Annotated in this window: 23 protein-coding genes and 2 tRNA genes; 19 read left to right on the top strand and 6 right to left on the bottom strand. The window is 63.3% G+C overall.

The window, feature by feature from the left end:
* The first annotated feature begins 40 nt into the window (after nucleotides 1–40).
* From DKM43_RS06165 to DKM43_RS06175, 3 genes are read left to right on the top strand one after another with little or no spacing between them, the layout of a single operon-like run.
* Nucleotides 41–1,546, top strand: a complete 1,506-nt coding sequence (locus DKM43_RS06165) for a tryptophan halogenase family protein (RefSeq protein ID WP_109797569.1) — start codon at nucleotides 41–43, stop codon at nucleotides 1,544–1,546.
* Between the two features lie 9 nt (nucleotides 1,547–1,555).
* Entirely contained in the window at nucleotides 1,556–2,929 is a 1,374-nt protein-coding gene (locus tag DKM43_RS06170) for a putative 2OG-Fe(II) oxygenase (protein WP_109797570.1), read from the top strand.
* 3 nt (nucleotides 2,930–2,932) lie between these two features.
* Nucleotides 2,933–4,255 (top strand): glycoside hydrolase family 32 protein, encoded by a 1,323-nt coding sequence (locus DKM43_RS06175; RefSeq protein ID WP_109797571.1) that lies wholly within the window; start codon nucleotides 2,933–2,935, stop codon nucleotides 4,253–4,255.
* On the opposite strand, the gene DKM43_RS06180 is transcribed toward DKM43_RS06175, so the two are convergent.
* Nucleotides 4,234–5,133 (bottom strand): ROK family protein, encoded by a 900-nt coding sequence (locus DKM43_RS06180; RefSeq protein WP_109797572.1) that lies wholly within the window; start codon nucleotides 5,131–5,133, stop codon nucleotides 4,234–4,236. The genes DKM43_RS06175 and DKM43_RS06180 overlap by 22 nt on opposite strands.
* A 181-nt stretch (nucleotides 5,134–5,314) precedes the next feature.
* Between DKM43_RS06180 and DKM43_RS06185 the strand changes: the two genes are divergently transcribed.
* The 7 genes from DKM43_RS06185 (at nucleotide 5,315) to DKM43_RS06215 (ending at nucleotide 15,073) form a co-directional block, all read left to right on the top strand.
* Entirely contained in the window at nucleotides 5,315–6,955 is a 1,641-nt protein-coding gene (locus DKM43_RS06185; RefSeq protein ID WP_236632416.1) for an alpha-amylase family glycosyl hydrolase, read from the top strand.
* Complete coding sequence (locus DKM43_RS06190) at nucleotides 6,955–9,003, top strand: glycoside hydrolase family 97 protein (RefSeq protein ID WP_109797573.1); 2,049 nt, start codon at nucleotides 6,955–6,957, stop codon at nucleotides 9,001–9,003. The genes DKM43_RS06185 and DKM43_RS06190 overlap by 1 nt, the downstream gene beginning before the upstream one ends.
* Before the next feature lie 208 nt (nucleotides 9,004–9,211).
* Nucleotides 9,212–10,660, top strand: a complete 1,449-nt coding sequence (gene zwf, locus DKM43_RS06195) for a glucose-6-phosphate dehydrogenase (protein ID WP_109797574.1) — start codon at nucleotides 9,212–9,214, stop codon at nucleotides 10,658–10,660.
* Nucleotides 10,653–11,279, top strand: a complete 627-nt coding sequence (locus DKM43_RS06200) for a 6-phosphogluconolactonase (protein WP_109797575.1) — start codon at nucleotides 10,653–10,655, stop codon at nucleotides 11,277–11,279. Before zwf ends, DKM43_RS06200 begins: the two co-directional genes overlap by 8 nt.
* Nucleotides 11,279–13,099: a phosphogluconate dehydratase gene (gene edd, locus DKM43_RS06205; RefSeq protein WP_109798041.1), complete on the top strand. Its 1,821-nt coding sequence runs from the start codon at nucleotides 11,279–11,281 to the stop codon at nucleotides 13,097–13,099. The genes DKM43_RS06200 and edd overlap by 1 nt, the downstream gene beginning before the upstream one ends.
* Before the next feature lie 60 nt (nucleotides 13,100–13,159).
* Nucleotides 13,160–14,128 (top strand): glucokinase, encoded by a 969-nt coding sequence (locus DKM43_RS06210; RefSeq protein WP_109797576.1) that lies wholly within the window; start codon nucleotides 13,160–13,162, stop codon nucleotides 14,126–14,128.
* Nucleotides 14,129–14,290: 162 nt separating this feature from the next.
* Nucleotides 14,291–15,073 carry an enoyl-CoA hydratase-related protein gene (locus tag DKM43_RS06215; RefSeq protein WP_109798042.1) on the top strand — a complete coding sequence of 261 codons (783 nt, stop codon included), beginning with the start codon at nucleotides 14,291–14,293 and terminating at the stop codon, nucleotides 15,071–15,073.
* 61 nt (nucleotides 15,074–15,134) lie between these two features.
* Here DKM43_RS06215 and aroB read toward each other — a convergent pair whose 3' ends face one another.
* Together aroB and DKM43_RS06225 are read right to left on the bottom strand one after the other, a co-directional pair.
* A complete protein-coding gene (gene aroB, locus DKM43_RS06220) occupies nucleotides 15,135–16,241 on the bottom strand; it encodes a 3-dehydroquinate synthase (protein ID WP_109797577.1) in 1,107 nt (368 codons plus the stop codon).
* Complete coding sequence (locus DKM43_RS06225) at nucleotides 16,232–16,813, bottom strand: shikimate kinase (protein ID WP_109797578.1); 582 nt, start codon at nucleotides 16,811–16,813, stop codon at nucleotides 16,232–16,234. The genes aroB and DKM43_RS06225 overlap by 10 nt, the downstream gene beginning before the upstream one ends.
* Nucleotides 16,814–16,910: 97 nt before the next feature.
* On the opposite strand from DKM43_RS06225, the gene DKM43_RS16755 reads away from it, so the two are divergent.
* The 5 genes from DKM43_RS16755 to DKM43_RS06245 all read left to right on the top strand — a co-directional run bounded on the left by DKM43_RS16755 (nucleotide 16,911) and on the right by DKM43_RS06245 (nucleotide 22,510).
* On the top strand, nucleotides 16,911–17,036 hold the full coding sequence (locus tag DKM43_RS16755; protein WP_269089608.1) for a hypothetical protein: 126 nt from the start codon (nucleotides 16,911–16,913) through the stop codon (nucleotides 17,034–17,036).
* Complete coding sequence (locus tag DKM43_RS06230) at nucleotides 17,033–18,958, top strand: hypothetical protein (protein ID WP_201739798.1); 1,926 nt, start codon at nucleotides 17,033–17,035, stop codon at nucleotides 18,956–18,958. The genes DKM43_RS16755 and DKM43_RS06230 overlap by 4 nt, the downstream gene beginning before the upstream one ends.
* A 30-nt stretch (nucleotides 18,959–18,988) precedes the next feature.
* A complete protein-coding gene (locus DKM43_RS06235) occupies nucleotides 18,989–19,870 on the top strand; it encodes a tyrosine recombinase (protein ID WP_109797580.1) in 882 nt (293 codons plus the stop codon).
* A gap of 32 nt (nucleotides 19,871–19,902) precedes the next feature.
* Complete coding sequence (locus tag DKM43_RS06240; RefSeq protein ID WP_109797581.1) at nucleotides 19,903–20,859, top strand: acetyl-CoA carboxylase carboxyltransferase subunit alpha; 957 nt, start codon at nucleotides 19,903–19,905, stop codon at nucleotides 20,857–20,859.
* Between the two features lie 166 nt (nucleotides 20,860–21,025).
* Nucleotides 21,026–22,510 (top strand): M48 family metalloprotease, encoded by a 1,485-nt coding sequence (locus DKM43_RS06245; RefSeq protein ID WP_109797582.1) that lies wholly within the window; start codon nucleotides 21,026–21,028, stop codon nucleotides 22,508–22,510.
* A gap of 144 nt (nucleotides 22,511–22,654) precedes the next feature.
* Here DKM43_RS06245 and DKM43_RS06250 read toward each other — a convergent pair whose 3' ends face one another.
* Together DKM43_RS06250 and DKM43_RS06255 are read right to left on the bottom strand one after the other, a co-directional pair.
* Nucleotides 22,655–22,825 carry a Flp family type IVb pilin gene (locus DKM43_RS06250; protein WP_109797583.1) on the bottom strand — a complete coding sequence of 57 codons (171 nt, stop codon included), beginning with the start codon at nucleotides 22,823–22,825 and terminating at the stop codon, nucleotides 22,655–22,657.
* 100 nt (nucleotides 22,826–22,925) lie between these two features.
* Entirely contained in the window at nucleotides 22,926–23,108 is a 183-nt protein-coding gene (locus DKM43_RS06255) for a Flp family type IVb pilin (protein WP_109797584.1), read from the bottom strand.
* Nucleotides 23,109–23,176: 68 nt separating this feature from the next.
* Here DKM43_RS06255 and DKM43_RS06260 point away from each other — a divergent pair, with 68 nt between their 5' ends.
* The 4 genes from DKM43_RS06260 (at nucleotide 23,177) to DKM43_RS06275 (ending at nucleotide 24,408) form a co-directional block, all read left to right on the top strand.
* Complete coding sequence (locus DKM43_RS06260; protein WP_109797585.1) at nucleotides 23,177–23,602, top strand: (deoxy)nucleoside triphosphate pyrophosphohydrolase; 426 nt, start codon at nucleotides 23,177–23,179, stop codon at nucleotides 23,600–23,602.
* A gap of 55 nt (nucleotides 23,603–23,657) precedes the next feature.
* Nucleotides 23,658–23,734 (top strand) — tRNA-Arg (locus DKM43_RS06265).
* A gap of 36 nt (nucleotides 23,735–23,770) precedes the next feature.
* Nucleotides 23,771–23,847: transfer RNA gene (locus DKM43_RS06270), tRNA-Arg, on the top strand.
* A 243-nt stretch (nucleotides 23,848–24,090) separates the two neighbouring features.
* Nucleotides 24,091–24,408, top strand: coding sequence for a hypothetical protein (locus tag DKM43_RS06275; protein WP_109797586.1), 318 nt, complete (start codon nucleotides 24,091–24,093; stop codon nucleotides 24,406–24,408).
* Nucleotides 24,409–24,442: 34 nt separating this feature from the next.
* Here the strand turns inward: DKM43_RS06275 and DKM43_RS06280 are convergent, their stop codons facing one another.
* Nucleotides 24,443–25,783: a M48 family metalloprotease gene (locus tag DKM43_RS06280; RefSeq protein ID WP_161554042.1), complete on the bottom strand. Its 1,341-nt coding sequence runs from the start codon at nucleotides 25,781–25,783 to the stop codon at nucleotides 24,443–24,445.
* Between the last annotated feature and the right edge of the window lie 204 nt (nucleotides 25,784–25,987).

A 25,987-nucleotide genomic window follows, 5' to 3' on the forward strand; every position in this document is an offset into this window, starting at 1 on the left:
GGAGCGACTGACGAGAGGGCGCTAGGCAAAGGCAGGCCGCATGACAAATCCCGACCTTCTGATCCGCAGCATTGCCATTGTGGGAGGCGGCACGGCAGGCTGGATGACAGCCGCGGCCCTCGCACAGGCGCTCAGGCACAATTGCGCCATCACGCTGATCGAATCCGACGAGATCGGGACTGTCGGCGTGGGAGAGGCAACCATTCCGCCGATCCGCACCTTCAACGAGACCTTGCAGATCGACGAGCGCGAATTTGTTCGCAGAACGCAGGGTTCATTCAAGCTCGGCATCGAGTTCGTCAACTGGGGCAGCCTCGGTAACCGCTATTTTCACCCGTTCGGACCGCACGGGCGCGCCTTCGACATTGTCAGCCTGCACCACTACTGGTTGCGTGCGAGGGAGGCCGGAGAAAGAGCGCCGCTCGACGATCACTCCATGGCGTGGGCGCTGGCGAAGGAAAATCGCTTCGCCCGGCCATCGCCCGATCAGCGGCACGTTCTTTCAACTTTCGACTATGCCTATCACTTCGACGCCGGACTCTATGCCCGGTTCCTGCGCGAATATGCCGAAGCGAAGGGCGTTGTGCGGATCGAGGGCAAGGTCGCAAGCGTTGGCCAGAACGCCGAGAACGGCTTTGTCACCGGTGTGACACTGGAGGACGGACGCACGATCGATGCAGAACTTTTCGTGGACTGCTCCGGTTTTCGTGGCCTGCTGATCGAGGGGGCTTTGAAGGCGGGCTATGAGGACTGGACTCACTGGCTGCCCTGTGACCGGGCGGTGGCCGTGCCGTGCGAGAATGCCGGGCCGCTCACGCCCTACACGCGATCGACCGCGCAGGAAGCGGGCTGGCAATGGCGCATTCCCCTGCAACATCGCACGGGCAACGGCTACGTGTTTTGCAGCCATTTCCTGTCCGAGGAGGAGGCCGCAGTCAGGCTGATGGCGCGTCTTGACGGAAAGGCGCTTGGCGAACCGCGCCCGCTGCGCTTCGTGACAGGACGGCGCAAGGCGTTCTGGGACAGGAATGTCGTGGCGGTGGGGTTGTCGAGCGGCTTCATGGAGCCGCTCGAATCCACATCGATCCACCTCATTCAGGCCGGCATTTCCAAGCTGCTCGCGCTTTTTCCCGATCGCACTTTCGATCCGCTGGTGATCGAGGAATACAACAGGATCGCGGTCAACGAGTTCGAGCGCATCCGCGATTTCCTGATTCTGCATTACAAGCTGACCACCCGCACCGACAGCGAGCTTTGGCGCTATTGTGCGAACATGCCTGTCCCCGATACGCTTCTCACCAAGATCGAGCATTTCCGCCGCTATGGCAGACTGGTGCAGCGCGATGCCGATCTGTTCGGCGCGCCATCGTGGCTTGCGGTGCATGTGGGGCAGGACAATATTCCGGAGCGCACCGATCCGCTGGCCGATTATCGTGGCATCGACGGGCGCGACTGGCTGGCAAAGCTGCGCGCGGCAATGCACCACGCCGCCTTGCAGCAGCCAGCGCATGAGGACTTCATCGCCGCCCATTGCAAGGCGGGATAGAGATCAGGCGTGAGCGAGGGGCATGCCCTGATGCAGCAGGCCGTCATGCTGCGCGAGGCGCAGGACATGGCAGGCGCGATCGAGGCGATCAGGGGCGCACATCGCCTTGCGCCCGATGATCCGAACATTGCCCTCGGCCTCGCGCAGATTTCCTTCGAGGCCGGACTGCCCGCTGCCACGCTCTATGCCCGCGCCGCAGACCTTGCGCAGGGCCGCCTTGATGTTCAACGCAGCCACGCCGTCGCGCTGGCCGCCGAAGGCGCGGTGGCCGAAGCTGATGCATTGCTGGCGCGCCTGCTCGAAAGCTATCCCGGATGGATCGAGGGGCATCGCTGCCTGTCCGGAATACGGACCACCGCAGGCGATCCGGATTTCGCTCGCAGTTTTGCCGAAGCGGTGCAGCGCAGACCCGAAGACTTTGCGCTGCGCATGGCATGGTTTCATGTTCTGGCAACTGCCCGCCAGTGGGAGCCTGCCCGGCAGGTCATTGCCGAGGCTGAGGCTGCGCTGGGCGAGCGTCAGGCATCTCTTCTGGGCAAGCTGTTCATCGCCAGCGAAAGCGGCGAAGAGGCGGACAATCCGGCCCTGTTCGATGGCGTTGAGCAAATCGCTGACGTTGGACTGGACATTGCCCGCGCGCGCCACTTCCTGCGCACGGGGCAGGCCGCCCGCGCGCGCGATGTCTGTGCGCGGCACCTTGGCGCGCCGACCATCCGCGCTTTCTGGGCCTATCTTTCGCTCGCATGGCGATTGCTGGATGACGCGCGTGCCGACTGGCTCGATGGCGGGATGCGCCATGTGTGCCATTACGATCTGGACTTCACCGCTGATGAGTTGACCCGGCTTTCCGCCTGCCTGCGCTCGCTCCACACGATGCAGCAGCCGTGGCATGAGCAATCGGTGCGGGGCGGAACGCAGACCGAACGGCCGCTTCTGCTGCGGCTCGATCCGGTCATTGCCGGTGTTCGCCGCAAGATCGAGGCAGCGGTGCGCAGCTACATTGCACGTCTGCCACCGCCCGATCCTGCGCACCCGCTGCTTGCGGCACCGCGCGGCCTGTTCCGCTTCGCCGGGAGCTGGTCGGTGCGGCTGCGTCCTGGCGGCTATCATGCGGTGCACACCCATCCGATGGGCTGGATCTCTTCGGCGCTTTACGTGACCGTGCCCCGGCCGGAACAGCGCGGCCCGGCGCCTGCCGGAAATCTGCACTTCGGTGCGCCCCCGCCAGAACTCGCCCTGCCGCTTGAACCCTATGGCGAAATTGTGCCCCAGCCGGGCAGGCTGGCCCTATTCCCGTCCACCATGTGGCATGGCACGGTGCCCTTCGATGATGGCGAACGCATGACCATCGCCTTCGATATCGTTCCCGTCATGAAAGCCTGAAAGATGCGCCCGCGTTATCATTATGCCCCGGCCGCCAACTGGCTCAGCGATCCCAACGGGTTGGTCTGGGCCAATGGCGAATGGCACATGTTCTATCAGTATAACCCGTTTGGCGAAGATTGGGGGCACATGTCGTGGGGCCATGCCACGAGCCGCGATCTGGCGCGCTGGCAGGAACTGCCTGTGGCGCTGGAAGAGGCGGACAGCACGATGATCTTTTCCGGTTCGGCGGTGATTGATCGCGATGATACAGCCGGGTTCGGGCACGGGGCCATGATCGCCGTCTATACCGGTGCGCGGACGGACCGGCAGCACCAGTTCCAGTGCATTGCCGCCAGCACCGATTGCGGACGAACCTTTGCGAAGTTTGCCGGCAATCCCGTTCTCGACAGGCAGATGGCTGATTTTCGCGATCCCAATGTCTTCTGGCATGCGCCATCGGGCCAGTGGGTCATGGTGGTGGTCCTTTCCGACGAGAACCGTGCCTTGCTCTACGGCTCGGTCGATCTGAAGCGCTGGCACGAACTTTCGCAGATCCCGCAGGACGGCGCGCCGGGGCATTTGTGGGAATGCCCTTTTCTGATTCAGCTTCCGGTCGAGGGAACGGACGCGACGCGCTGGCTGTTCAAGGTGGACGTGCTTTCAGGCGCGCCGGGATCGGGTGCGCTCTATCGTGTCGGCCAGTTCGACGGGGTGCGGTTCGTGCCTGAAACGGGCTGGCAGGTGGCCGACCATGGTGACGAGTTCTATGCCGCAATCGGCTGGATGGAACCACGCGATGCGGCGGGGCGTCCGGCATGGATTGCGTGGATGGGCAATCATGCCGTGCAGAAGCACTTGCCCCAGCAGGGCTGGCGGGGCGCGATGAGCCTGCCGCGCAGGCTGTCGCTTCGCCAATCAGGCGGGGGATTTAAGCTTGTGCAGCAGATTGAACCGGCGTGTCGTGCCCTGTTCGGCGCGGCAGAGCCTTTGCTGCTGGCGCAAGGGTGCTCTCCGCTGGCATCGGCCGCCCTTATAGAACTGCCCGCAGAGCAGGATGTGCGCCTTGATCTGGCGGATTATCTGGGACGCAGCATTTCGTGCAGCATAGCAGGCGGCGTGCTGGCCGTTCAACGCACCGATCCCGTAACCCCGCAGCTTGATCGAAGCTGCAAAATGCACCTTGGCACGGGGCCGGTGGAGTTGTGGATCGACAGCGGCAGCATCGAAGTGATCGCCAATGGCGGGGCGCAGTGCCTCACCTTGCAGCACCGTATGGCGGGCGAAGCCTATGCGATGCGGGGCGAGGGTTTCGCTAGATTTCGCTATCTGCTTAGCAGCGCCTGACGGCCCAGTTCGATGGCGCCGGTAATGCCGGCATCGTCGCCAAGGCCGGGAGTGACGATATAGCGCTCAAGCCCCGGATCAAGCCGGGGATGGCGCACATATCCGGCCAGTGCTCTTTCGGTCTGCTCGCGAACGGCCTCGATCAGTCCGGCAGCCTTCATCACTCCGCCACCGAAGATCAGCCGGTCGGGCATGTGCAGCAGGACCAGTGTGCTGGCAAGGTGCGCGATATAGCCCGCGACGAGATCGACTTCTTCCGGGCCGAGCCGGTCGAGACTTTTGCCCCAGCGCTGCTCGATGGCTGGCCCGCAGGCCAGCCCTTCGAGGCAATTGCCATGAAACGGGCAGATGCCCTCGAACGCATCGCGCGAGCGGTCATGCGGGGGGCGGATGTGCCCGCTTTCGAAGTGGGAAATGCCCATGATTGATCGCCCTTCATGGACAACGCCCGTGCCGATGCCCGTGCCGATGGTGGTATAGGCCAGGGTGCGGCAGCCTTGGCCTGCACCTTCGAGCCATTCTCCGATGGCCGCACCGTTCACGTCGGTATCAACCTTGATCGGCGCCCCGAAGCTGCCAAGCGCATCGTGAAAGCGCGCCCCCGCCCAGCCCGGCTTGGGGGTGGTGGTAAAGGTGCCATAAGCTGCCGAGCAGGGATCAATGTCAATCGGCCCGAAGCTCGCCACGCCAAAGGCGGAAATGGGACCATGCTGCGCGCTGCTTTCGGCAAAGAAGCTCTGCATTGCAGGCCAGGTCTGCTCAGGCGTGTTGGTGGGAATGCGCACGCGGGCGAGGATAGTGCCATCGCGCCGTGCCAGCGCGAGCACGAACTTGGTGCCGCCTGCCTCGACCGCTCCGATCAGACCCTCCTCGCTCATGCCGTCATCCTCTTGTTCTGCAAGCTCACGCTGCGACGTTGCAGAAACCGCGCATGACTGCAATCGATGCGCATACGAATATTGCTGGGGTTGAAGGCCAGTTCCGTCGTTCTGCGGCTGCCAAATTGTGCGCTGGCCCCTAAAGTGCGGCAACACCCTCTCTCACGGACATTGAAACGCGATGACAACGCCCGATACCGCCGCAGGCAAGATGTCCACTCCGGATGCGGCCGCCGTTCCGTGGTGGCGCGGCGCAGCGATTTACCAGATCTATCCGCGCAGCTTCTGCGATTCCAACGGGGACGGCATTGGCGATCTGCCGGGCATTACGTCACGGCTCGATCATGTTGCGCGTCTTGGCGTCGATGCCATTTGGGTTTCGCCGTTCTTCACCTCTCCGATGAAGGATTTCGGCTACGACGTGGCCGATTACTGCGGCATCGATCCCATCTTCGGCACGCTTGACGATTTCGATGCCATGGTGACGCGCGCGCACGAGCTGGGGCTGAAGGTCACGATCGATCAGGTCTATGCCCATACATCTGACCAGCACCCATGGTTCGCGCAAAGCAGGCAGGATCGGACCAACCCCAAGGCCGACTGGTATGTCTGGGCCGATCCCAAGCCCGACGGCTCGCCGCCGTCGAACTGGCAATCTGTGTTCGGCGGCCCCGCGTGGACATGGGATGCGCGTCGGCGACAGTATTACCTGCACAACTTTCTTTCCAGCCAGCCTCAGATCAACGCGCACAACCCGCAGGTGCAGGAGGCTCTGCTTGGCGTAATGCGTTTCTGGCTTGATCGCGGGGTCGATGGCTTCCGGCTCGATGCGCTGAACTTCCTGATGCACGACCAGACCCTGCGCGACAATCCGCCGGCGCCCGACGATGGCCGCCGCAAGACGCGCCCGTTCGACTACCAGCTAAAGCTCTACAACCAGTCGCACCCCGACATCATCCGTTTCATCCGGCGTGTGCGAAGGCTTTGCGATGAATATGGAGCGGTGTTCACCGTTGCCGAAGTGGGCGGCGATCTGGCCGAGACCGAGATGAAGGCCTTCACGGCCGGTAACGACCATCTCAACAGCGCCTATGGCTTTGACTTTCTCTATGCCGACAGGCTGACTCCGGGAATCGTGAAGCAAGCAGTCGAGAAATGGCCCGATGCGCCGGGGATTGGCTGGCCAAGCTGGGCTTTCGAAAACCACGATGCGCCGCGCGCGCTTTCGCGGTGGTGCGCTCCTGAGCACCGCGAGGCGTTCGCGCGGGTCAAGGCCATGCTCTTTGCATCGCTGCGGGGGAACATCATCGTCTATCAGGGCGAGGAACTGGGCCTCGTGCAGGTCGACATCCCTTACGAGCAGTTGCAGGATCCCGAAGCGATCGCGAACTGGCCGCTGACACTTTCGCGCGATGGTGCGCGCACGCCGATGCCATGGGCGGTGCAGGCAGCGCAAGGCGGGTTCAGCGCGAGTGCGCCGTGGTTGCCGCTGGGCGAAGAGAACCTTGCACAGGCGGTCGATCGTCAGAAAGCAGATGCTGATTCGCTGCTCAACCTGACGACACGCCTGCTGGCGCTGCGGCGCGCCAATCCGGCTATGCGGATCGGCAGCTGCGATGTTCTCCATGCAGACGAATGCCTGCTTGTCATCCGGCGGGTTTCCGGTAAACAATCGATTGCAGGATTGTTCAACCTTGCGTCGTTTCCGGTAGTCTGGCCGCAGGAACTGGCGCTTGACGGACAGGAACTCGCGTCGGTCAACGGCGCGGCAATCGGGCGGCTCCCGCCATTCGGCGCGCTGCTGATCGAAGAGAGGATCTGATGCGCTATACCTTGATGCTTGCAGCGCCGCTGGCGCTGGCGCTTTCGTGCGCCTTCATAACGCCCGCAGTGGCCGAAACCGTTACCGCTTCATCCCCGGACGGCACACTTGTCGTGACCGTGACGACCGATGCCGACGGACGCCCGACCTACAGCCTCAGCCGCAAGGGCAGGCTGCTCATCGGCGCGTCAATGCTCGGCTTCATTCCCAGCGACGGACCCACGATGCAGCGCGGCAACAGGATCGTCGGTCACGAGACGGGTGGCGGCAAGGAAACATGGGAACAGCCATGGGGCGAGCGCCGCTTCGTCAACGATCATCACAATGAACTGCTGGTGCGTTTCGAGCAGGTGCCGGATTGGGGTGGGCGGCGCATGAACGTGCGCTTCCGGCTGTTCAACGATGGTTTCGGCTTCCGCTACGAAATCCCGGAACAGCCCGCAATGAAGGTGATGAGGATCGCCGATGAACTGACCGAGTTCAACATCGCGCAGAACGGCACGGCGTGGTGGATCCCCGGCGGCGAATGGAACCGTTACGAACAGGTCTATCAGAAAACCCCGATCGACGGCGTATCCACTGCACACACGCCCATCACCATGAAGCTGGCGGACGGAACCCACCTTGCGTTCCATGAGGCTGCACTGGTCGATTATTCGGCCATGTGGTTCAAGCGCCAGACCGGCACCGCGTTCCGCACCACGCTTTCGCCTTCGGGCAACGGGCCGAAGGTGGTGCGTGCGCTGCCTTTCAACACGCCGTGGCGCAGCTTGCGCATTGCCGACGGTGCCAGGGGGCTGGTCGAGAACGATCTGGAACTCAATCTGAATGAGCCGAACCGTCTGGGAGATGTTTCGTGGTTCAAGCCGATGAAATACATCGGCATCTGGTGGGGCATGATCCGGGGGGACTGGTCATGGGCCGAAGGCCCCAACCACGGCGCCACTACCACGAGGGCAAAGCAGTATATCGATTTCGCCGCTAAGCACGGGTTTGGGGGCGTGCTTGTCGAAGGCTGGGACAAGGGCTGGAACGGCACCTGGTTCGGAAACGGCAGGGATTTCAGTTACACCGAGGCCACGCCCGACTTCGACCTTGAAGCGGTGGCCAGATATGGCGCCCAAAAGGGCGTGATGCTGATCGGCCATCACGAGACCGGCGGCAACATCGCCAATTATGAAGCGCAGCTTGATGATGCGATGAAGCTTTATGACCGGCTTGGCGTGCGCGCCGTGAAAACGGGTTACGTCGCCGATGCGGGCGGCATTCTGGCTCCCGGTGATGCGCCGGGCACCTACCGGGCCGAGTATCACGACGGGCAACGCGCGGTGCAGCATCATCTCAAGGTCGTGCAGACTGCGGCAAGATACCGCATCGCCATCAATGCGCACGAACCGGTGAAGGATACCGGCTTGCGCCGCACCTATCCCAACTGGATCGACCGCGAAGGCGCGCGGGGCATGGAATACAATGCGTGGGGCCAGTTTGCCAACGGCCCGGACCACGAACCGACGCTGGTCTATACCCGGATGCTGTCCGGTCCGATGGACTTCACGCCGGGCGTTCTCAGCCTTGAGGGTGCCAACAAGGTGCCGCTGGCATCGACGCTCGCCAAGCAGCTTGGCCTTTATCTGGCGATCTATTCACCGATCCAGATGGCCGCCGATTTCATCGAGAATCTGGAAGCGCACCCCAGAGAACTGGCGTTCATCAGGCAGGTGCCCGCAGACTGGTCGGAAAGCCACCTCATTGCCGGCGAAGTGGGCGATTATGCGATTTTCGCGCGCAAGGACCGCAACAGCGATGACTGGTATGTGGGCGGCGTGAACGACGCAACACCGCGCGATCTTTCCCTGAAGCTCGATTTCCTCGATCCCGGACGGGTCTATACCGCCACGATCTGGAAGGACGGCGAGGGCGCAACATACGAGACAGAAGCGCGTCATCGCATCGTTTATGCCACGCTGAAGGTGAAGAAGGGAGATGTGCTTCCCGCATGGCTTGCGCCGGGTGGCGGCCTTGCGGTGCGTTTGAATCCCGGCAAATAGCCACCTGACCGGCAGGGAAGGGCCGGGAGAAAGAGGCGGGAAGGGCAAGTCGCGTCTGCCCTGCCGCTTTGCCTTTGCGGTGCATAGCTATCCTGCATACTTATGCGTGCTGAACCCTGCCCATGATGGGTTTAGGGGCTTGGGCGAGGCACGGGCTTTTTCGCGCGCTGCGCGCCCCGCCCGCAGTGCCAATGGGAGAATTGCGTCGATGATCGAAAAGAGCTGCTCGGCCCTGCTGCTGTTCGGCGCGACCGGGGACCTTTCGCGGCGCATGCTGCTGCCCTCGCTTTATGCCCTGCACGAGGACGGGCTGATCCGTTCCGATCTGCGTATCGTGGGCACCGCCCGGTCCGAACACGATGATGCCGAGTTCCGCGAGTTTGCTCGCGCGGCTCTGGCCGAGTTCCTGCCGGAAGACCGCAGGGACGAAGCCAAGCTGGCCAGCTTTCTGGAAAGGCTTGAATACCAGACGCTCGATGCCTCGAACATCGACGGCTTCGGCGAACTGGCCGCAAAGCTGGGCGATACCTCTTGCGGCCTGTCGATCTTCCTTTCGACCGCACCTTTCCTCTTTGAACCCACCATTGCCGGATTGAAGCAGGCCGGGCTGACGCACGGCAATGTGCGGATCGGCCTTGAAAAACCGCTGGGCAATGATCTGGCCTCGTCAAACCGCATCAACGATGCCGTGGCGGCCGCCTTTGCCGAGGATCAGATTTTCCGGATCGATCATTACCTCGGCAAGGAAACCGTGCAGAACCTCATGGCGCTGCGCTTTGCGAACATGATGTTCGAACCGCTCTGGAACGCGGGCGGCATCGATCATGTCCAGATCACGGTGAGCGAGACCGTGGGTCTTGAAGGGCGCAAGGGCTTCTACGACGATACTGGCGCGCTGCGCGACATGGTGCAGAACCACATGCTGCAACTTCTGGCGCTCACCGCCATGGAGCCGCCCGCAAACCTTGATGCCACCTCGATCCGCGACGAAAAGGTGAAAGTCCTGCGCGCGCTGCGACCCGTGAAGGCCGAGGAAATGGTGCGCGGACAGTATCGTGCAGGCGCGGTGAAGGGCGTTTCGGTCAACGGCTATCAGGAGGATCTGGGAAGTCCTTCAGACACCGAGACTTTCGTTGCCATCAAGGCCCACGTCGACAACTGGCGATGGACGGGCGTGCCCTTTTATCTGCGCACCGGCAAGCGGCTGGGCGAGCGGCGGAGCGAGATCGTCGTCGAGTTCAAGCAGGTGCCGCACAATGTCTTTGCCGAGCGCGGTGGGCGGCTGCGGGCCAATCGCCTCGTGATCCGGCTTCAGCCCGAAGAATACGTGCGCTTGCAGGTCATGGCGAAGGAGCCGGGGCTGGACCGTGGCGGCATCGTGCTGCGCGAGGTGAACCTCGACCTTTCGCTGACCACTGCCTTTGCCAAGGCGCGCCGCCGGATTGCCTATGAACGGCTGCTGCTGGACCTGATCGAAGGCGAACAGACGCTGTTCGTGCGCCGAGACGAGGTGGAGGCCCAGTGGCGCTGGGTGGATGCAATCCGCAAGGTCTGGGCCGAAACCGACATGGAGGCCAAACCCTATGCCGCCGGAAGCTGGGGCCCCAACGCGGGTATCGCGCTGACCGAACGGGACGGGAGAAGCTGGAATGACTGAGCTGGTTCCGGTCATGGTGCAATGGGCTGATCCGGGCGATGCTTGTGCCGTTGCCGATCACATCGCCCGCGTGGTCTCGGCACCGGGGCACAAGCGCATTGCCTTTACCGGCGGCTCCACCCCGATCAGGGTGCTGGCCCTGCTGAAGGATCGCCCGCTCGACTGGCGCAGCGTAACCATTGCGCTGACCGATGATCGGCGCGTGCCTGACGATCATCCCGCCAGCAACTTTGCCAAGATTCATGCCGCCCTCGGCACTTCGGGCGCCACGTTCGAGCGGCTGGAGGAAGGAGCGGAAGTTGCGCCCTTCGATCTTGTCTGGCTGGGCATGGGCGAAGACGGCCACGTGGCATCGCTCTTTCCCGAAATGCAGGCCCATGTGCGGCCGGGACCGGCCGTTATCGCCACCACGCCCATTCCGCTGCCACCCGAAGCCCCGTTTGACCGACTGACGCTCAACGCAAAGGCGCTGAAGGCCACACGCGAAATCATCCTGGTGGTGACCGGGCATTCCAAGAAGGCGCTGCTGGAAAGCGCGCTTGGCGGCAATGACCGCTACCCCGTCACCGAGTTTCTGCACGGCTACGGCCCGCCTGTCACCATCTACTGGAGCGAATGATGCCGCTGAACCCTGTTGTCGAGCGCGTGACCCAGCGCATCGTCGAACGCTCGCGCAAGAGCCGCGCGGCCTATCTCGATCTGATCGAGCGTTCGCGCGATCAGGGGCTGAACCGGCCGCAGCTTTCGTGCGGCAATCTGGCGCACGGGTTCGCGGCTGCCGGTGATGACAAGGCGCTCATCAAATCTGGCAAGGCGATGAATATCGGCATCGTCACCGCCTATAACGACATGCTTTCTGCGCATCAGCCCTATGGTCGCTATCCCGAACAGATCAAGATCTTCGCGCGCGAGGTGGGCGCCACGGCGCAGGTTGCGGGCGGCGTCCCGGCCATGTGCGACGGTGTGACCCAGGGGCAGGATTCGATGGAACTGTCGCTGTTCAGCCGCGACAATATTGCCATGGCTGCCGTCGTTGGGTTGAGCCACGCCATGTTCGAGGGCGCGCTCCTTCTTGGCATCTGCGACAAGATCGTTCCCGGACTGCTGATCGGCTCTCTGCGTTTTGGCCATTTGCCCACCATCCTTGTTCCGGCAGGCCCGATGCCCAGCGGCCTTCCCAACAAGGAAAAGGTGCGCATCCGCCAGCTCTATGCCGAGGGCAAGGTGGGGCGCGAGGAACTGCTGGAAAGCGAGAGCGCAAGCTATCATTCCCCCGGAACCTGCACGTTCTATGGCACGGCCAATTCCAACCAGATGATGATGGAAATGATGGGCCTGCACATGCCCGGTTCCAGCTTTGTCCAGCCGGGCCTCAAGCTGCGTCAGGAATTGACGCGCGCGGCGGTGCACCGCATCACGCAGATCGGTTGGAACGGCGATGATTACCGCCCGCTTGGCCGGTGTATCGACGAGAAAGCCATCGTCAACGCCGTGGTTGGCCTTCTGGCAACGGGTGGATCGACGAACCATGTGATCCACCTGCCCGCCATAGCGCGCGCGGCGGGGATCATGATCGACTGGGACGATATGGACGAGCTGAGCAGCGCCGTCCCGCTGATCGCCAGTGTCTATCCCAATGGTTCCGGGGACGTGAATGCCTTCGCGGCTGCGGGCGGAATGCCTTACGTGATCCGGGAACTGATCGGCGCGGGGTTGGCCCATGCCGACATAATGACGGTCTATGGAAAGTCGCTTGCGGAAGGTGCGCAGGAGCCGGTGATGGATGGCGATGCGCTGAAATGGATCCCTGCGCCGGAACAGTCGGGCGATGAAACCATGCTGCGCCCCGTGTCTGCCCCGTTCCGCACGGAGGGCGGCTTGCGCCTGCTGAAGGGTAATCTGGGGCGGGGGACCATCAAGGTCAGCGCGGTCGATCCCTCGCGCTGGACGATCGAAGCCCCAGCGCGGGTATTTCAGGATCAGAACGCCGTGCTGGCAGCCTTCAAGGCGGGCGAACTTGAGCGTGATGTGGTGGTCGTCGTCCGGTTCCAGGGACCAGCGGCCAACGGAATGCCCGAACTGCACAAGTTGACCCCGCCGCTGGGCGTGCTTCAGGATCGCGGCTTCAAGGTTGCACTCGTGACGGATGGGCGCATGTCGGGCGCATCGGGCAAAGTTCCGGCTGCCATTCATGTTTCGCCTGAAGCAAAGCAGGGCGGCGCGCTGGCCAAGCTGCGCGATGGCGACATGGTGCGGGTCTGTGCAGTCACAGGCACGCTGGAGGCACTGGTGCCCCAAGCCGAGTGGGCAGCGCGTGAACCGGCGCCCGCGCCTGCTGCGGCAGACGGTGTGGGCCGGGAACTCTTCGCACTCATGCGCCTTCATGCAGACGAGGCCGAGCGCGGCGGATCGGCCATGCTCGCCGCGGCAGGGCTTTAGGTCCAAGGTTGGCGGCACGGCCGCGTAACAGCCCCGGCACGGGAAGGGGGAGAGAAGAGGATGCAGGTCGTCGCGGTTGATATTGGCGGAACCCACGCGCGCTTTGCCATTGCGGAAGTTGCGCAAGGGCGCGTTCTTTCTCTGGGCGATGCCGTAACCCTCAAGACCGCAGAGCATGGCTCGTTCCAGCTTGCCTGGGAAGATTTTGGGCGGACGGTCGGCGCGCCGCTGCCATCGGCTGCGGCCATTGCCGTTGCCGGGCCGGTAGGGGGTGAAGTTATCCGCTTCACCAACAATCCGTGGATCATCCGCCCAGCGCTGATTCCCGAAAAGCTGGGTGCGGAACGGTTCGTCGTCGTCAATGACTTTGCCGCCGTGGCTCATGCCGTGGCGCAGGCCGGAGACGACCATTTCCTGCATCTTTCTGGGCCTGATGCACCGCTGCCCGAAACCGGTGTCATCAGCGTTGTCGGCCCCGGAACGGGGCTGGGCGTGGCCCAACTATGGCGCGATTCCACGGGCTACCGGGTTGTCCCGACAGAGGGCGGGCATATCGATTTTGCCCCGCTCGATGCCATAGAAGATGCCATTCTGGCGGGCCTGCGCAAGCGGCACCGTCGCGTATCGGTGGAACGGGTCGTTGCCGGGCCGGGCATTGTCGACATCTACGAGGCGCTTGCCCACCTTGAAAACCGCCCTTTCCGCCCGCTAACCGACCGTGAACTGTGGGAACTGGGCACGCTTGGGCACGACAGTCTGGCTGCCGCGGCGGTGGATCGGTTCTGTCTTTCGCTGGGTAGCGTTGCGGGCGATCTGGCGCTTGCCCACGGCGCCACGGGCGTGGTCATGGCAGGCGGGCTGGGCCTGCGTATCAAGGATACGCTTGTGCGTTCCGGCTTTGCCGACAGGTTTCGTGCCAAGGGCCGCTTCGAAGGATTGATGGCGGCGATCCCGGTCAAGCTCATCACCCATCCGCAACCCGGCCTGTTCGGAGCCGCAGCCGCCTTTGCGCAGGCATACGCCAACTGACGATTCTGTCGATGGCCATGCCGCTGCCCGGCGACTAACGCGTGGCAGTGGTTGAATTGTGGCATGCGCCTTAACCGGTCAATTAATTCTGGTGGATTTGTGCCATCGGCAGGTTATGACCGGAAGGACTGTTTTGGCGGTGCCGAAGGAAAGGGTGGCCTGATGGAATACGAAACCATTCGCGTTGAACGCAGCGGCGAAGTGCTCAAGATCGTGCTCAACCGGCCGGAGCGGCTCAACGCCTGCCCGCCCAACATGGCGCTTGAACTGGCCAATGCGCTGAATGATCTGGGCGGTGCGCGCGCCGTGCTGATTACGGGCGAAGGCCGCGCGTTCTGTTCAGGGGCGGATCTGGCGGCCCGCGGCGAACGTTCCATTTCCGGCGGGCGCGGTACCTATACTGCTCTGACACAGGCCTATAATCCCCTCATGCTCACGCTCTCGCGCCTCGCCGTGCCGGTCGTGACGGCGGTCAATGGTCCGGCGGCCGGGGTCGGATGCTCCATCGCGCTCGCGGCTGATTTCGTCATCGCCGGGCGCAGCGCCTATTTCCTTCAGGCGTTCGTCAACATCGGGCTTGTTCCCGATGGCGGTGCCTCGTGGATGCTCACGCGGCTTGTGGGCAAGGCCCGCGCCACCGAGATGATGATGCTGGGCGAGAAAATCGGCGCAGAGAAGGCAGAAAGCTGGGGCCTCATCTACAAGGCCGTGGACGATGCCGCCTTGCAGGATGAAGCGATGGCGCTGGCCAAGCGGCTCGCCGCCGGTCCGACCGTGGCACTTGGCACCATGCGCCAGAACCTCGCGCGGGCGCTTGAACTCGATTATGCCAGCGCCTTGCAGGTCGAGGCGGAAGGCCAGTGGATTGCCGGCGACAGCGCCGATGCGGCCGAAGGTGGCCTTGCCTTTCTGGAAAAGCGCAAGCCGGTCTTCAGCGGCAAGTAGGCGGCAATCGGTGCGGGCGGCCGATCGGGGCGCGCCCGCACTGGATGCGTTTCCGCCTTGTTCAGGCGCGCAGTTCCTCATCCAGAAACGCAGCCACCGCGGCCAGATCGACATCGCGTGCTACAAAGGTCTGGCCGATCCCGCGCATGAGCAGGAAGGGCAGGGTTCCCGCGTCCATCTTCTTGTCGTGCAGCATGTGGCCGACAAGGGTCTGCCCGTCGCAATCGAGACCAAGCGCAGCAAGGTTGGCCGGCAGGCCGGCCGCGCCGACATGCGCCGCGATGCGCTGCGCCGCGCCCGTGTCCATCAATCCCAGACGGGCAGAAAAACGCGCGGCCAGCACCATGCCAAGCGCCACGCCTTCACCATGCAGAAGGCGGTCCGAAAATCCCGTTTCGGCTTCAAGCGCATGACCGAAGGTGTGGCCAAGGTTGAGCAGGGCGCGCAAATCCTGCGTTTCCCTTTCATCGGCCGCCACGATCCGCGCCTTTGCAGCGACACTGGCGGCAATTGCGGTTTCGCGCGCCTCGGCATCGCCTTCCAGAAGGCGCGCGCCATTTTCCTCGCACCAGGCAAAGAAGGGCGCATCGTCGATCAGGCCATACTTGATGACTTCGGCATAGCCGGCGCGCAGATCGCGCAGCGGCAGCGAATCTAGTGCCAGCGGATCGGCCAGCACCAGCGATGGCTGGTGAAACGCCCCGACAAGGTTCTTTCCTGCTGCGGTGTTGATTGCGGTCTTGCCGCCAACGCTTGAATCGACCTGTGCCAGCAGGGTGGTGGGGATCTGGATGAAACCGCAGCCCCGCTTGACCATCGAGGCGGCAAAGCCGGTCAGATCGCCGATCACGCCGCCGCCCAGAGCAACGATCCTGTCCTTGCGCTCAACCTCCTGCAGCAGCAGCCATTCCACCACGCGCGCGAGATATTCCCAACTCTTGGTTGCCTCTCCGGCGGGCAGGACAAGCCATTCGCTCGCGATGCCGACAGCCTCGAACGATGCCTCGACAGCGGCGCGCCACTGGCGGGCGACATTCTCATCGGTGACGATGGCAACGCGGTTCTTGCGCAGCAGCGGACGGCAATGCTGCCCGGCCCTTGTCAGCAGACCGGCCTCAATGCGCACCTCATAGGGGGCGCCAGCTATGGCAACCGGGATTACAGCCATTCGTCGATTTCTTTCAATATCTTGCAGGCAGTCATGTGATGGGGCTGCGCCGCACTCACAACCCGGATCGGGGCCTGACGATAGAAGGGTTCGCGCTCTGCCTTCAGGCGGGTGAGGATTTCGCGCGGATCGCCCGTCCTGAGCAGGGGGCGATTGTCCTTGCGGCCGACGCGTTCAAGCAGCGTTTCGACATCGCTGTCGAGCCAGACGGCAATGCCCTTTTCCAGAATCAGGGCGCGGGTTTCGGCATCGCAAAAGGCGCCGCCGCCGGTGGAAAGCACCTTGCGATCGACATGGCGGCCACTTCCCATCAACCGGGCGATGACCCTGCGTTCACCGTCGCGGAAATAGGGTTCGCCATAGGTTGCGAAGATTTCGGGGATCGGCATCTGGGCCGCCTTCTCGATTTCCTCGTCGGCATCAACGAAGGGCAGATGGAGCAGGGCAGCCAGCTTGCGCCCGACCGTTGTCTTGCCCACGCCCATCATCCCCACCAGCACCAGCGGACGGTCTATCCGGCGCGCGATCCGGGCGATTTCCGCAGGGGAAAGAGTGGACGCTGCTTGTTCCATTGCCGCGCCGCCTATACTTGCGCTAGTGCCCGTTGCAAGCACCGCATGACGTGATGCAAACAGCAGGTCCGCCTGAACGATAGCCGGAAGTGCGTTGATGAAGAAGATTGCCGTGGCTGGTCTGGTTCTGCTGGCCGCATTTCTGTTAATGGCCTGGATAAGGGGCGGCGCGCAACCGATGGACTGGATTGAACAGCCGGTAGAAGGCGGGATGACGCGATGAACAGGTCACGGCTGCTCATTTCCGCAGGTGCGATGACAGGCGTTGCCGCGCTGGCACTGATTTCGGGCGGGCTCTTGGCGCAGGAATCGCTGCTGCCACCGGGCTTTGACAGTCCGCCTGCGGCGCGTCCTTCACCCGCGCCACGCCCGTCGCAGGCCACTCGCCCGGCAGCCACGCGCGCCCCTGCCCCCGCATCCGCGCCAAGCCCGGTTGCCGCGCAACCCGCAGCCCCTGCTGCGGCCAGCCCTCCCAGCGTTTCCGCGCCGGTGGTGCAGCCTGTTCCTGCCGCCACTTCTGTTGCCACCGCAACAGGGCTGAGTGACGAGGAACTGCTCCAGTCCATCGATCCCGAACTGCTGGCTCGCCTGCTCGAATCAGCGCGGCCCAAATCGGACATACCTCCTGGCGGCAGACGAAGCCTTGAAGTGGTCGGGGTGGTGGACGAGCGTGACGGCGGGCTGCCCATGGCCTCGACGCGCAATCTGAATGGCCCCTTCGTCGAAGCTGTCATCGGCAAGACGCGCGGCCGGTTCGTTTCGCGATGGGGGCATATCCTTTTGCGGCGCGCACTGGCGAGCCGCCTTGCCACGCCCGTTGGCATGAACGGTGCCGATTGGGCGGCCATCCGCGCCAGCCTGCTCCTGCGCATGGGCGAAGCCGATCTGGCGCGCTCGATGGTGCAGGCGGTCGACAGCGGAGACTTCACCCCCGCACTCGAAGACGCCGCCATGGCAAGCTATCTGGCCACGGCCGATCCGGTGGGCCTTTGCCCCATAACCGCGCTGACTGCGGCACGCCGCGAGGGTGCGCAGTGGGAACTGATGCGCGCCATCTGCGCCGGGTTCAGCGAGGAAGGCGGCAGCGCGATGGCCCAGCTTGATCGCGCCATGCGCCGTGGCACCGCCAGCAAGATCGACATTCTTCTGGCGCAGAAGTTCGCGGGCGCCGCAACCAACGCCCGCCGTGCCGTGAAGATCGAATGGGACGGCGTCGAAACGCTGACTCCCTGGAGCATCGGCATGTCTTTCGCCACCGGACTTGAGCCGCCGGAGTCCCTGCGCGCCAGCAGCGGGACGGATTACGCGCTGATGGCGGCGCGCGCACCGATGCTGCCGCCTGCGGCAAGGGCTGCGGCGGCCGATGTGGCTGCGGCACGCGGGGTGTTTTCCAGCGCTGCGATGATCGATCTCTACAGCCAGATCTATGCCTTGCGCGGCGCATCGGCGACGAACGGCGATGTCGATCAATGGACACGCCGCGCCGAGAGCCTGCGCACAGCCTATGTGGCCCAGGACGCCGGCGACAGGCTTGAGGCAATCCGCACGCTGTGGGGCGACGGGCGCGACCCCGACCGTGCCTATGCCGGGCTGGTGCTGACTTCGCACGCCGCCGCGCGCGTGATCCCGGCCGAGAACATCGCAGACGAGGCCGCGCCGCTGATTGCGTCGATGCTGACTGCGGGCCTTGATCGCAACGCGCTCAAGTGGGCACGGTTCTGCCCGGTCGGCAGCGAGGCATGGGGGCTTCTGGTCCTGTCGAATCCGGGGCGTGCCACGACCGTCAGCGGCGAGGCGCTGGGCACATTCCTTGATGGCGACGATTCGGAAGGTTCGCTGCGCACGCGCTTCCTGCTGGCCGGGCTGATGGGGCTGGGCCGTGTCGATCCGGGCGCGGCTCGCGATCTGGCGGCCAAGCTTTCGGTCGATTTCAACCGGCAGACCCGGTGGACGCAGGCCATCGATTCCGCTGCCGCATCCGGCAATCCGGCTCTGGTGTCCCTGCTCGCGGCATTCGGCATGCAGGCGGACAGGTGGGACCGCATGACCCCGCTGCACCTTTACCATATCGTATCGGCATTGCAGCGCGTCGGCCTTTCGGCCGAAGCACGGATGATTGCCGCCGAAGCGGTTTCAAGGGTCTAGGCGCGCGTTGCAGGAACAAGGGAGGCGAAGGTGAAGCCGACGCCGGAACCGGAAGTCGAGCTGTTCCTTGCCATGCTCGCGGCGCAGCGCGGGGCGGCTGCCAATACCTTGGCGGCCTATCGGCGCGATCTGGCCGGGGCGGCGCAGGTCATCGGCCCGCTTGCGAGGGCCACCACACAGGCGCTGGAGCGGCTCGGCGCGGCATGGTCAGGGCTGGCGCCGTCCTCGCTGGCGCGCAAGGCATCCGCGCTGCGGCAGTTCTATGGATTTCTGGTGGACGAGGGATTGCGCGGCGATGATCCGTCAAGCGCCTTGCCTCGCCCGCGCGCGCGTCGGCCGCTGCCGCGCCTGCTCGGCCATGCGGAGGTTGCGGCACTGTTCGAGGCGGCCGAGGCCGATGCGGCGGGCGGCTCGCCGGAAGCGTTGCGGCTGCTGGCATTTCTCGAACTGCTCTATGGATCGGGTCTGCGCGCCACGGAACTGGTCTCGCTGCCCCTGTCGGCGGTCCCCCGCGATGCGCCGTTCCTTGCCATCACGGGAAAAGGCGGGGCGCAGCGCATGGTGCCCGTTTCCGCCCGCGCAACGAAAGCTCTGGCCGAATGGCTGGCAGTGCGCGGACGCGGCGGACGCTATGTCTTTCCTTCGCCACGCGGAGGTCACCTTTCACGGGTGCGGCTTTTCCAGTTGCTGCGCGATCTGGCGTTGCGGGCAGGGCTGGACCCGGAAAAGGTCAGCCCCCATGTCTTGCGCCATGCCTTCGCCACGCACCTGCTTGAAGGCGGGGCCGATCTGCGCGTGCTTCAGACCCTGCTGGGCCATGCCGATATTGCCACCACGCAGATCTATACCCACGTCGATGCGGCAAGGCTTGTCCAGCTCGTCAACCAGCGTCATCCGCTTGCACGTGGTTGACCAAATCTCCGCTCCGGCCTAGCGGAAGGCCCATGATTTCCTATCTCGAGTTCGAAAAGCCGGTCGCCGCGCTCGAAGCCCGCATTGCCGAACTGCGCGAAACCGCGCAGAGCGGCGATATCGATATCGCGTCGGAAATCCGGCGGCTTGAAGCAAAGTCGGCGGATCTTCTTGCCAGCACCTACCGGGCTTTGACTCCCTGGCAGAAGACCCAGGTGGCGCGGCATCCGGCCCGTCCGCACATGCGCGACTACATCGAGAAGATATTCACCGGTTTCATGCCGCTCGGCGGCGACCGCTGCTTTGGCGAAGATCAGGCAATCATCGGTGGCTTCGCACGGCTTGGCGATGATTATGGCGGCCGCCGGGTCATGCTGATCGGGCACGAGAAGGGCCACGATACGCAAAGCCGCATTCGCCACAACTTCGGCATGGGCAAGCCGGAAGGCTATCGCAAGGCGATCCGCTTGATGGAACTTGCCAGCCGGTTCGGTCTTCCGGTGGTGACACTGGTCGACACATCAGGTGCCTTCCCCGGTGTCGAGGCGGAAGAGCGCGGACAGGCAGAGGCTATTGCCCGATCAACCGAGGCCTGCCTTGCGCTGGGCGTGCCGATGGTGGCAACGATTGTGGGCGAAGGCGGATCGGGCGGCGCCGTGGCGCTTGCCAGCGCCGAGCGCGTCTTGATGCTTGAACACGCGATCTATTCTGTCATTTCGCCCGAAGGTTGCGCGTCAATTCTCTGGCGCACAGCGGAAAAGGCGGCCGATGCGGCAGAGGCCATGAAGGTCACGGCGCAGGATCTCCTGTCGCTGGGCGTGATTGACCGCATCGTGCCGGAGCCGATCGGCGGCGCGCACCGCGATCCTGCCGCAGCCTGCACGGCGCTGGGCAAGGCGATTGCAGAAGAACTGGCTGGCCTTGCCGGAAAGTCGGCGGACGAACTGCGCAATCTCCGGGCCGAGCGTTTCCTGCGCATCGGCGCCTGAGGCCACCCCCGCTGACCTGATTTTGTGTATGCTCAATTGCCAAACTGGCCTTGGGCGACCTTCTTTGCGACGAGCAGCGGGGGATGTCGGTCTGTCGGGTGGCGTTCAGGCTGGACGTGGCAATGATGTTGTCCGATGTTGTCGGGTAGCTATCGGGGAGAGTTTCATGTCGATCATCGCTCGTTCGCGTGCCGGATTGCTGACCGTTTCGGTGCTTGGTCTCTCGGTCCTGCCGGCCTGCGTGGGGCAGGGCGGCGCGCCCGCGAACGCACAGGGCACCGTCCAGACCATCAGTGCAGCCGACAAGAAACAGGGGGCCGAAGCGCATCCGCAACTGCTCCAGGAGTTCGGCGGCGCAATGACAGGGCCGCAGGCTGCCTATGTCGAAAGCGTTGGCCGGTCGATCGCAATGCAGTCAGGCCTTGGCAATGCCAGCACCGATTTCACGGTCACGCTGCTCAACTCGCCGGTGAACAATGCCTTCGCAATTCCCGGTGGCTACATCTACGTCACGCGCCAGCTTGCCGCGCTGATGAACAACGAGGCCGAACTGGCAGCGGTGCAGGGACACGAGGTCGGCCATGTCGCCGCGCGCCATTCCGCCAAGCGGCAGAGCGCCGCCACCCGCAACTCGCTGCTTGGAGCGCTCGGAACGGTGCTTGCGGGTGCGGTGCTCGGCAATGGTGCACTTGGCCAGATCGGACAGCAGATCTTCTCGACTGGCAGCCAGCTTCTCACGCTCAAGTATTCGCGCGGTCAGGAAACCGAGGCCGACAATCTTGGGATAACCTACCTCCAGCGAAGCGGATACGATCCGCGCGCGATGTCGACGCTCCTGCAAAGCCTTGCGAATCAGAATGCGCTCGATGCTGCGCTCAAGGGAACGGCCAATCAGGTGCCTGAATGGGCCAGCACCCACCCCGATCCGGCATCGCGCGTGCGGGCCGCGCTGGTTCGCGCGGGTGCCAACGCCACAGGCCGGACCAACCGCGATGCGTTCCTCGCCGGGATCAACGGGCTGACCTATGGCGATGATCCGGCGCAGGGCATCGTGGACGGAAGCCGATTCACCCATCCGGTGTTGCGCCTTGCGTTTCAGGCGCCGAACGGGTTCTACCTGGTCAACGGAACGCGTGCCGTCGCCATTTCCGGGCAAAGCGGCAAGGGTGAGTTTTCGACCGCGAGTTACAGCGGCGACCTGAACCGCTACGTGACTTCGGTTTTTGCCGGTCTTTCCAGCCAGCAGCGGCTCGCGCCGCAATCGATAGAGCGCACGACCGTGAACGGTATTCCCGCCGCCTATGGCTTTGCCCGCGCCAACAGCGGCAACGGGCAGGTCGATATCGTGGTCTTCGCCTACGAATTCGGCCCGACGCAGGCTTATCATTTTGCCACGATCAGCCAGGCCGGGCAGGCACAGCAGTTCGATGCGATGTTCAATTCCGTCCGGCGGATCAATGCCGCCGAGGCATCGGCCGTCAAGCCGCGCAGACTTTCCGTGGTGACTGTAAAGGCTGGCGACACTGTGCAGACTCTGGCCGCGCGTATGGCATTCACTGATCGCCAGCTTGACCGCTTCCTCGTGCTCAATGGCCTCACGGCATCAAGCAGGTTGCAGGCGGGCGACAAGGTCAAGCTTGTCGTTTACTGAACACAGGTCCGCAACAGCTCGCTTGCTCAGCCCCGCAAGGGTATTGGTGCGCGCTTGCGCTGGAGCACACACGAAGAAGGGGCGCCCTGCTGGGGCGCCCCTTCCGGTTTGCGTGATGGCGACCGGTAAGGCCGCGGCGCTCTATTAGAGCGAGTTGTCCATCGAGGTGGCGACGCCCGTGAAGGTGTTGCCGAGCGAGCTGCCGAGCTGGGTCATGGCGGCGATCGCGGCGACAGCGACGAGGGCGGCGATCAGGCCGTATTCGATCGCGGTGGCACCTTCGTTGTTGGCGAGCAGGTTACGGAAAAGCTTCATGGTCGGTCTCCTAGAGTATGGTCTTCTTCTTCCCGTCCCGCCCCAACTTTGTCCCCGGAGCGAGCATTCGTAGAACTACGTGGCAAAGCCTAAGAAGCAGTTAAGGCCCCTGAACTTTCTCAAGGGTATTTTCGTTCACAGTGACGTACATGTTGTACATGGCACTGCCGAACTGCTTCATGCCAAAGGTTGCAGCCAAGCCGATCAGCGAAATCAGCAGGCCGTATTCGATGGCCGTAGCACCGCATTCGTTGCGAATGATGTTTCGAAGCAAGGTCTTCATCGTCGTTCCCACGAAAGCGGCCCTGTGGTTTTTACGTTGGGTTCCCTAAGAAAGGGTTGATAGTCGGGATGCGTGTGGAAGATTCCTCGACACCGGTGATTGTCGTTGCGCTGGCCCTGATGGATGGTGAGGGGAGGGTGCTCATGCAGCAGCGCCCGGCAAACAAGGCTCATGGTGGGCTATGGGAGTTTCCCGGCGGCAAGCTGGAGGCAGGCGAAACCTGTTGCGCGGCACTTGTAAGAGAAATCGACGAGGAACTTGGCATCGTCCTCGACGAAGGCGATCTCTTCCCGATTTCTTTTTCCACAGAATGGCTTGCGGCTAAGGAGCGGGTGATGCTCCTTCTGCTTTACGGAGCGCGGCGCTGGCAGGGCGAACCTCGCCCGATCGAAGCGGGTTCGGCGCTTGTCTGGGCATCCGCTGACGACATTTCCCGTTTTGCGGTGCCCCCGCTGGATGTTCCCTTGGTGCAAGCGGTCATTCCCTTGCTGTGACTTGTTCTGGGGGGTTGCCAAAGCGAAAAGAGCGCCCTAAAGGCGCGTCTCCCAAGCACCCGTAGCTCAGCTGGATAGAGCATCAGACTACGAATCTGAGGGTCGGACGTTCGAATCGTTCCGGGTGCGCCATTCCCCTTGCGGTTTGGTTTGGGATGACATTGGCAGGCACCCGTAGCTCAGCTGGATAGAGCATCAGACTACGAATCTGAGGGTCGGACGTTCGAATCGTTCCGGGTGCGCCATTTCTTCCAACACAATGATCCCCCCTGTGTTGCTATGGCGCAGTCGCGTGCGCGATCCGGACGCGGCTTCGCGCGTATTTTCCGTCTTTGTGGTAAGTGTCGCAAAATATTTCAGTTTGAATGACGGCTTTACCTGTCAGGCGATAATTTTCGGGTTGTGCTATTACGAAATTATGCGAAGCTACAGTATAGCTTCATGACAAATATTGAGAAATCTGCTCGTTTCAGGACTGATCCAGAGAGATGCGTTACACCTCATCCCTGTTGGCTGTTGTTGCCAGTTTCTTTCTTGTGTCTTGCGTCGACAAAGAAGGCAGGGTCAGGAGCAATCTGATTGAGTTCGGTTTTTCGGATTCGGTCGCACGGTGTATGGCCCGGCCGCTGGCGCAGGATCTCAGCATCGCCCAGTTGCAAAGGCTTGGGGCACTGGCCAAGGCTTTCAAGGCTTCAGATCAGCCGCGCGGCACGCAGCGCGTTCTTGAACGGTTGGCTGGGATGGGCGATCCGGAAATCATCGGTGTGGTCGGACAGGCCACGCTTGGCTGCATGTTTGCAGGCTGAACGAAGGCGCGTTGAAGCGGCCGCGCTGGGCGGTCTATCGCGGCGCCCACACCACAAGCTTCACCGGCCCGGCCGCGGGCAGGCGGTCGGTTGGGCCAAGGCCGTTAAGCGCCCGGAAGCGCTGTTCGCGCAAGTTGTCATAAGCCATGCGTTCCGACAGTGCAGCGATGGTGTCTCCCGGACGGATTTCGACCACTTTGACCCGCCTTACCCTGACATTTGCGGCTTCCTGCGCCGATAGGCGCTGAACCGAAGCGATAATGCTGTCGATTTGTGGTTGTGCTTTCATGCCCTTGTCGATGGCAACAATGCGGATGTAGCCCTGATTGCTCCAGCGATAGACCGCGAGCGTGACATCAACCATGGCCGCTTGCGTGCCGGTGCGTGCAGAGCCGGTAGCGCGGACAATGCCGCCAAGATCGGCTACGGACGGCGTTGGTGGCGCTTTGCCCGGCTTGAACTCGTCGGTCCAGCTTTTGGCGAACAATTGCTCGGCCGTGCCACTTCCGGCGTGCATGGTCATCACAACGATCCCGCCCGCCTTGTTGGTGAACACGACCTTCTGGCCGTTGCGCATGGCCCAGCCATCGGGAATCGTCAGTGCCAGACCGATTGCCGGATGCCGGAATACGCGCCCGTCCAGAATGCCGTCGTTCGGTCCGTCGTCAAACAGCATCCCGTCCAGCGCGCGGATATAGGCGGCACGGGCGGCTGGCGATGTGGGCGGGCCGGTAAAAGTCTGTGCCGCCGTGGTGATAAGGCTCAGCCGCTCCGCATTGACCGGATGCGAACGCAGCCAGTAATCCATCGCGCCTTCGGAGCGTGCGCCGAACTCGGCATTGTCCAGCTTCTCGTAAAGATCGAGTGCGCGGATGCCGCGATACATGCCCAGCGGGTCCATTCCCAGCTTGGACAGGAACTTGACCCCGCTGATATCGCACTGATGCTCCTGCGCCCGGTCGAGAACACCCAGCACAAGGTCGCCGGATACCTTGGCCATGTTGCCGACCTCCGGCAGGAAGGTGCCCAGCACCGCCGCTCCCGCCTTTTGCGGTGTGCGCAGGGCCATATCGATGTTGCCGTGGCGGAAGATCACGTGACCCGCCTCGTGGCCCATAATGCCGATGAGATCTTCCTCGGTATTCGTCAGTGCAAGAAGCTGGCGCGTGATATAGGCATTTCCATCGGGGTAGGCGAAGGCATTGAGAACCGGCGAGTTCAGAAGCGTCACCCGATAGCCGCCACGCGGCGCAAACGTGCCCGCTGCCAGCGAGATGCGCGTAATGGCAGACTGGACAAGGGCGGTCTGCGGCCCGGAGAATACGCCGCCATATTCCTTCAGCATCGCCTCGTGGGCGGGAGAGGTAGCTGGCACGGGTCCGGGCTGCGGAAGGAGATTGGGCAGTTCGAAGCCGTTGGCGCCGGTGCCTCCTGGAAGCGGCAGCGGCAATTGCGGCAACCCCGGAAAGGGCAGGCCCGGAAATGTCGGACGCGAGGCTGATTGTGACCAGGCCGGCCCGCTCGCCCAAGGCAGCGCCGCCAATGCCATTGAAATCGCCACGAAGAGCCGGAGCAACTG

This window comes from Novosphingobium meiothermophilum (genome assembly GCF_003171715.1).
Taxonomy (GTDB): domain Bacteria; phylum Pseudomonadota; class Alphaproteobacteria; order Sphingomonadales; family Sphingomonadaceae; genus Novosphingobium; species Novosphingobium meiothermophilum.

Bases quoted from the DNA above. Each gene is read 5' to 3' on its own strand.
- DKM43_RS06165 (WP_109797569.1), top strand. From the start codon at position 41: ATGACAAATCCCGACCTTCTGATCCGCAGCATTGCCATTGTGGGAGGC.
- DKM43_RS06175 (WP_109797571.1), top strand. From the start codon at position 2,933: ATGCGCCCGCGTTATCATTATGCCCCGGCCGCCAACTGGCTCAGCGAT.
- DKM43_RS06180 (WP_109797572.1), bottom strand. From the start codon at position 5,133: ATGAGCGAGGAGGGTCTGATCGGAGCGGTCGAGGCAGGCGGCACCAAG.
- DKM43_RS06185 (WP_236632416.1), top strand. From the start codon at position 5,315: ATGACAACGCCCGATACCGCCGCAGGCAAGATGTCCACTCCGGATGCG.
- DKM43_RS06190 (WP_109797573.1), top strand. From the start codon at position 6,955: ATGCGCTATACCTTGATGCTTGCAGCGCCGCTGGCGCTGGCGCTTTCG.
- zwf (WP_109797574.1), top strand. From the start codon at position 9,212: ATGATCGAAAAGAGCTGCTCGGCCCTGCTGCTGTTCGGCGCGACCGGG.
- DKM43_RS06200 (WP_109797575.1), top strand. From the start codon at position 10,653: ATGACTGAGCTGGTTCCGGTCATGGTGCAATGGGCTGATCCGGGCGAT.
- edd (WP_109798041.1), top strand. From the start codon at position 11,279: ATGCCGCTGAACCCTGTTGTCGAGCGCGTGACCCAGCGCATCGTCGAA.
- DKM43_RS06210 (WP_109797576.1), top strand. From the start codon at position 13,160: ATGCAGGTCGTCGCGGTTGATATTGGCGGAACCCACGCGCGCTTTGCC.
- DKM43_RS06215 (WP_109798042.1), top strand. From the start codon at position 14,291: ATGGAATACGAAACCATTCGCGTTGAACGCAGCGGCGAAGTGCTCAAG.
- aroB (WP_109797577.1), bottom strand. From the start codon at position 16,241: ATGGCTGTAATCCCGGTTGCCATAGCTGGCGCCCCCTATGAGGTGCGC.
- DKM43_RS06225 (WP_109797578.1), bottom strand. From the start codon at position 16,813: ATGGAACAAGCAGCGTCCACTCTTTCCCCTGCGGAAATCGCCCGGATC.
- DKM43_RS16755 (WP_269089608.1), top strand. From the start codon at position 16,911: ATGAAGAAGATTGCCGTGGCTGGTCTGGTTCTGCTGGCCGCATTTCTG.
- DKM43_RS06230 (WP_201739798.1), top strand. From the start codon at position 17,033: ATGAACAGGTCACGGCTGCTCATTTCCGCAGGTGCGATGACAGGCGTT.
- DKM43_RS06240 (WP_109797581.1), top strand. From the start codon at position 19,903: ATGATTTCCTATCTCGAGTTCGAAAAGCCGGTCGCCGCGCTCGAAGCC.
- DKM43_RS06245 (WP_109797582.1), top strand. From the start codon at position 21,026: ATGTCGATCATCGCTCGTTCGCGTGCCGGATTGCTGACCGTTTCGGTG.
- DKM43_RS06250 (WP_109797583.1), bottom strand. From the start codon at position 22,825: ATGAAGCTTTTCCGTAACCTGCTCGCCAACAACGAAGGTGCCACCGCG.
- DKM43_RS06255 (WP_109797584.1), bottom strand. From the start codon at position 23,108: ATGAAGACCTTGCTTCGAAACATCATTCGCAACGAATGCGGTGCTACG.
- DKM43_RS06260 (WP_109797585.1), top strand. From the start codon at position 23,177: ATGCGTGTGGAAGATTCCTCGACACCGGTGATTGTCGTTGCGCTGGCC.
- DKM43_RS06275 (WP_109797586.1), top strand. From the start codon at position 24,091: ATGCGTTACACCTCATCCCTGTTGGCTGTTGTTGCCAGTTTCTTTCTT.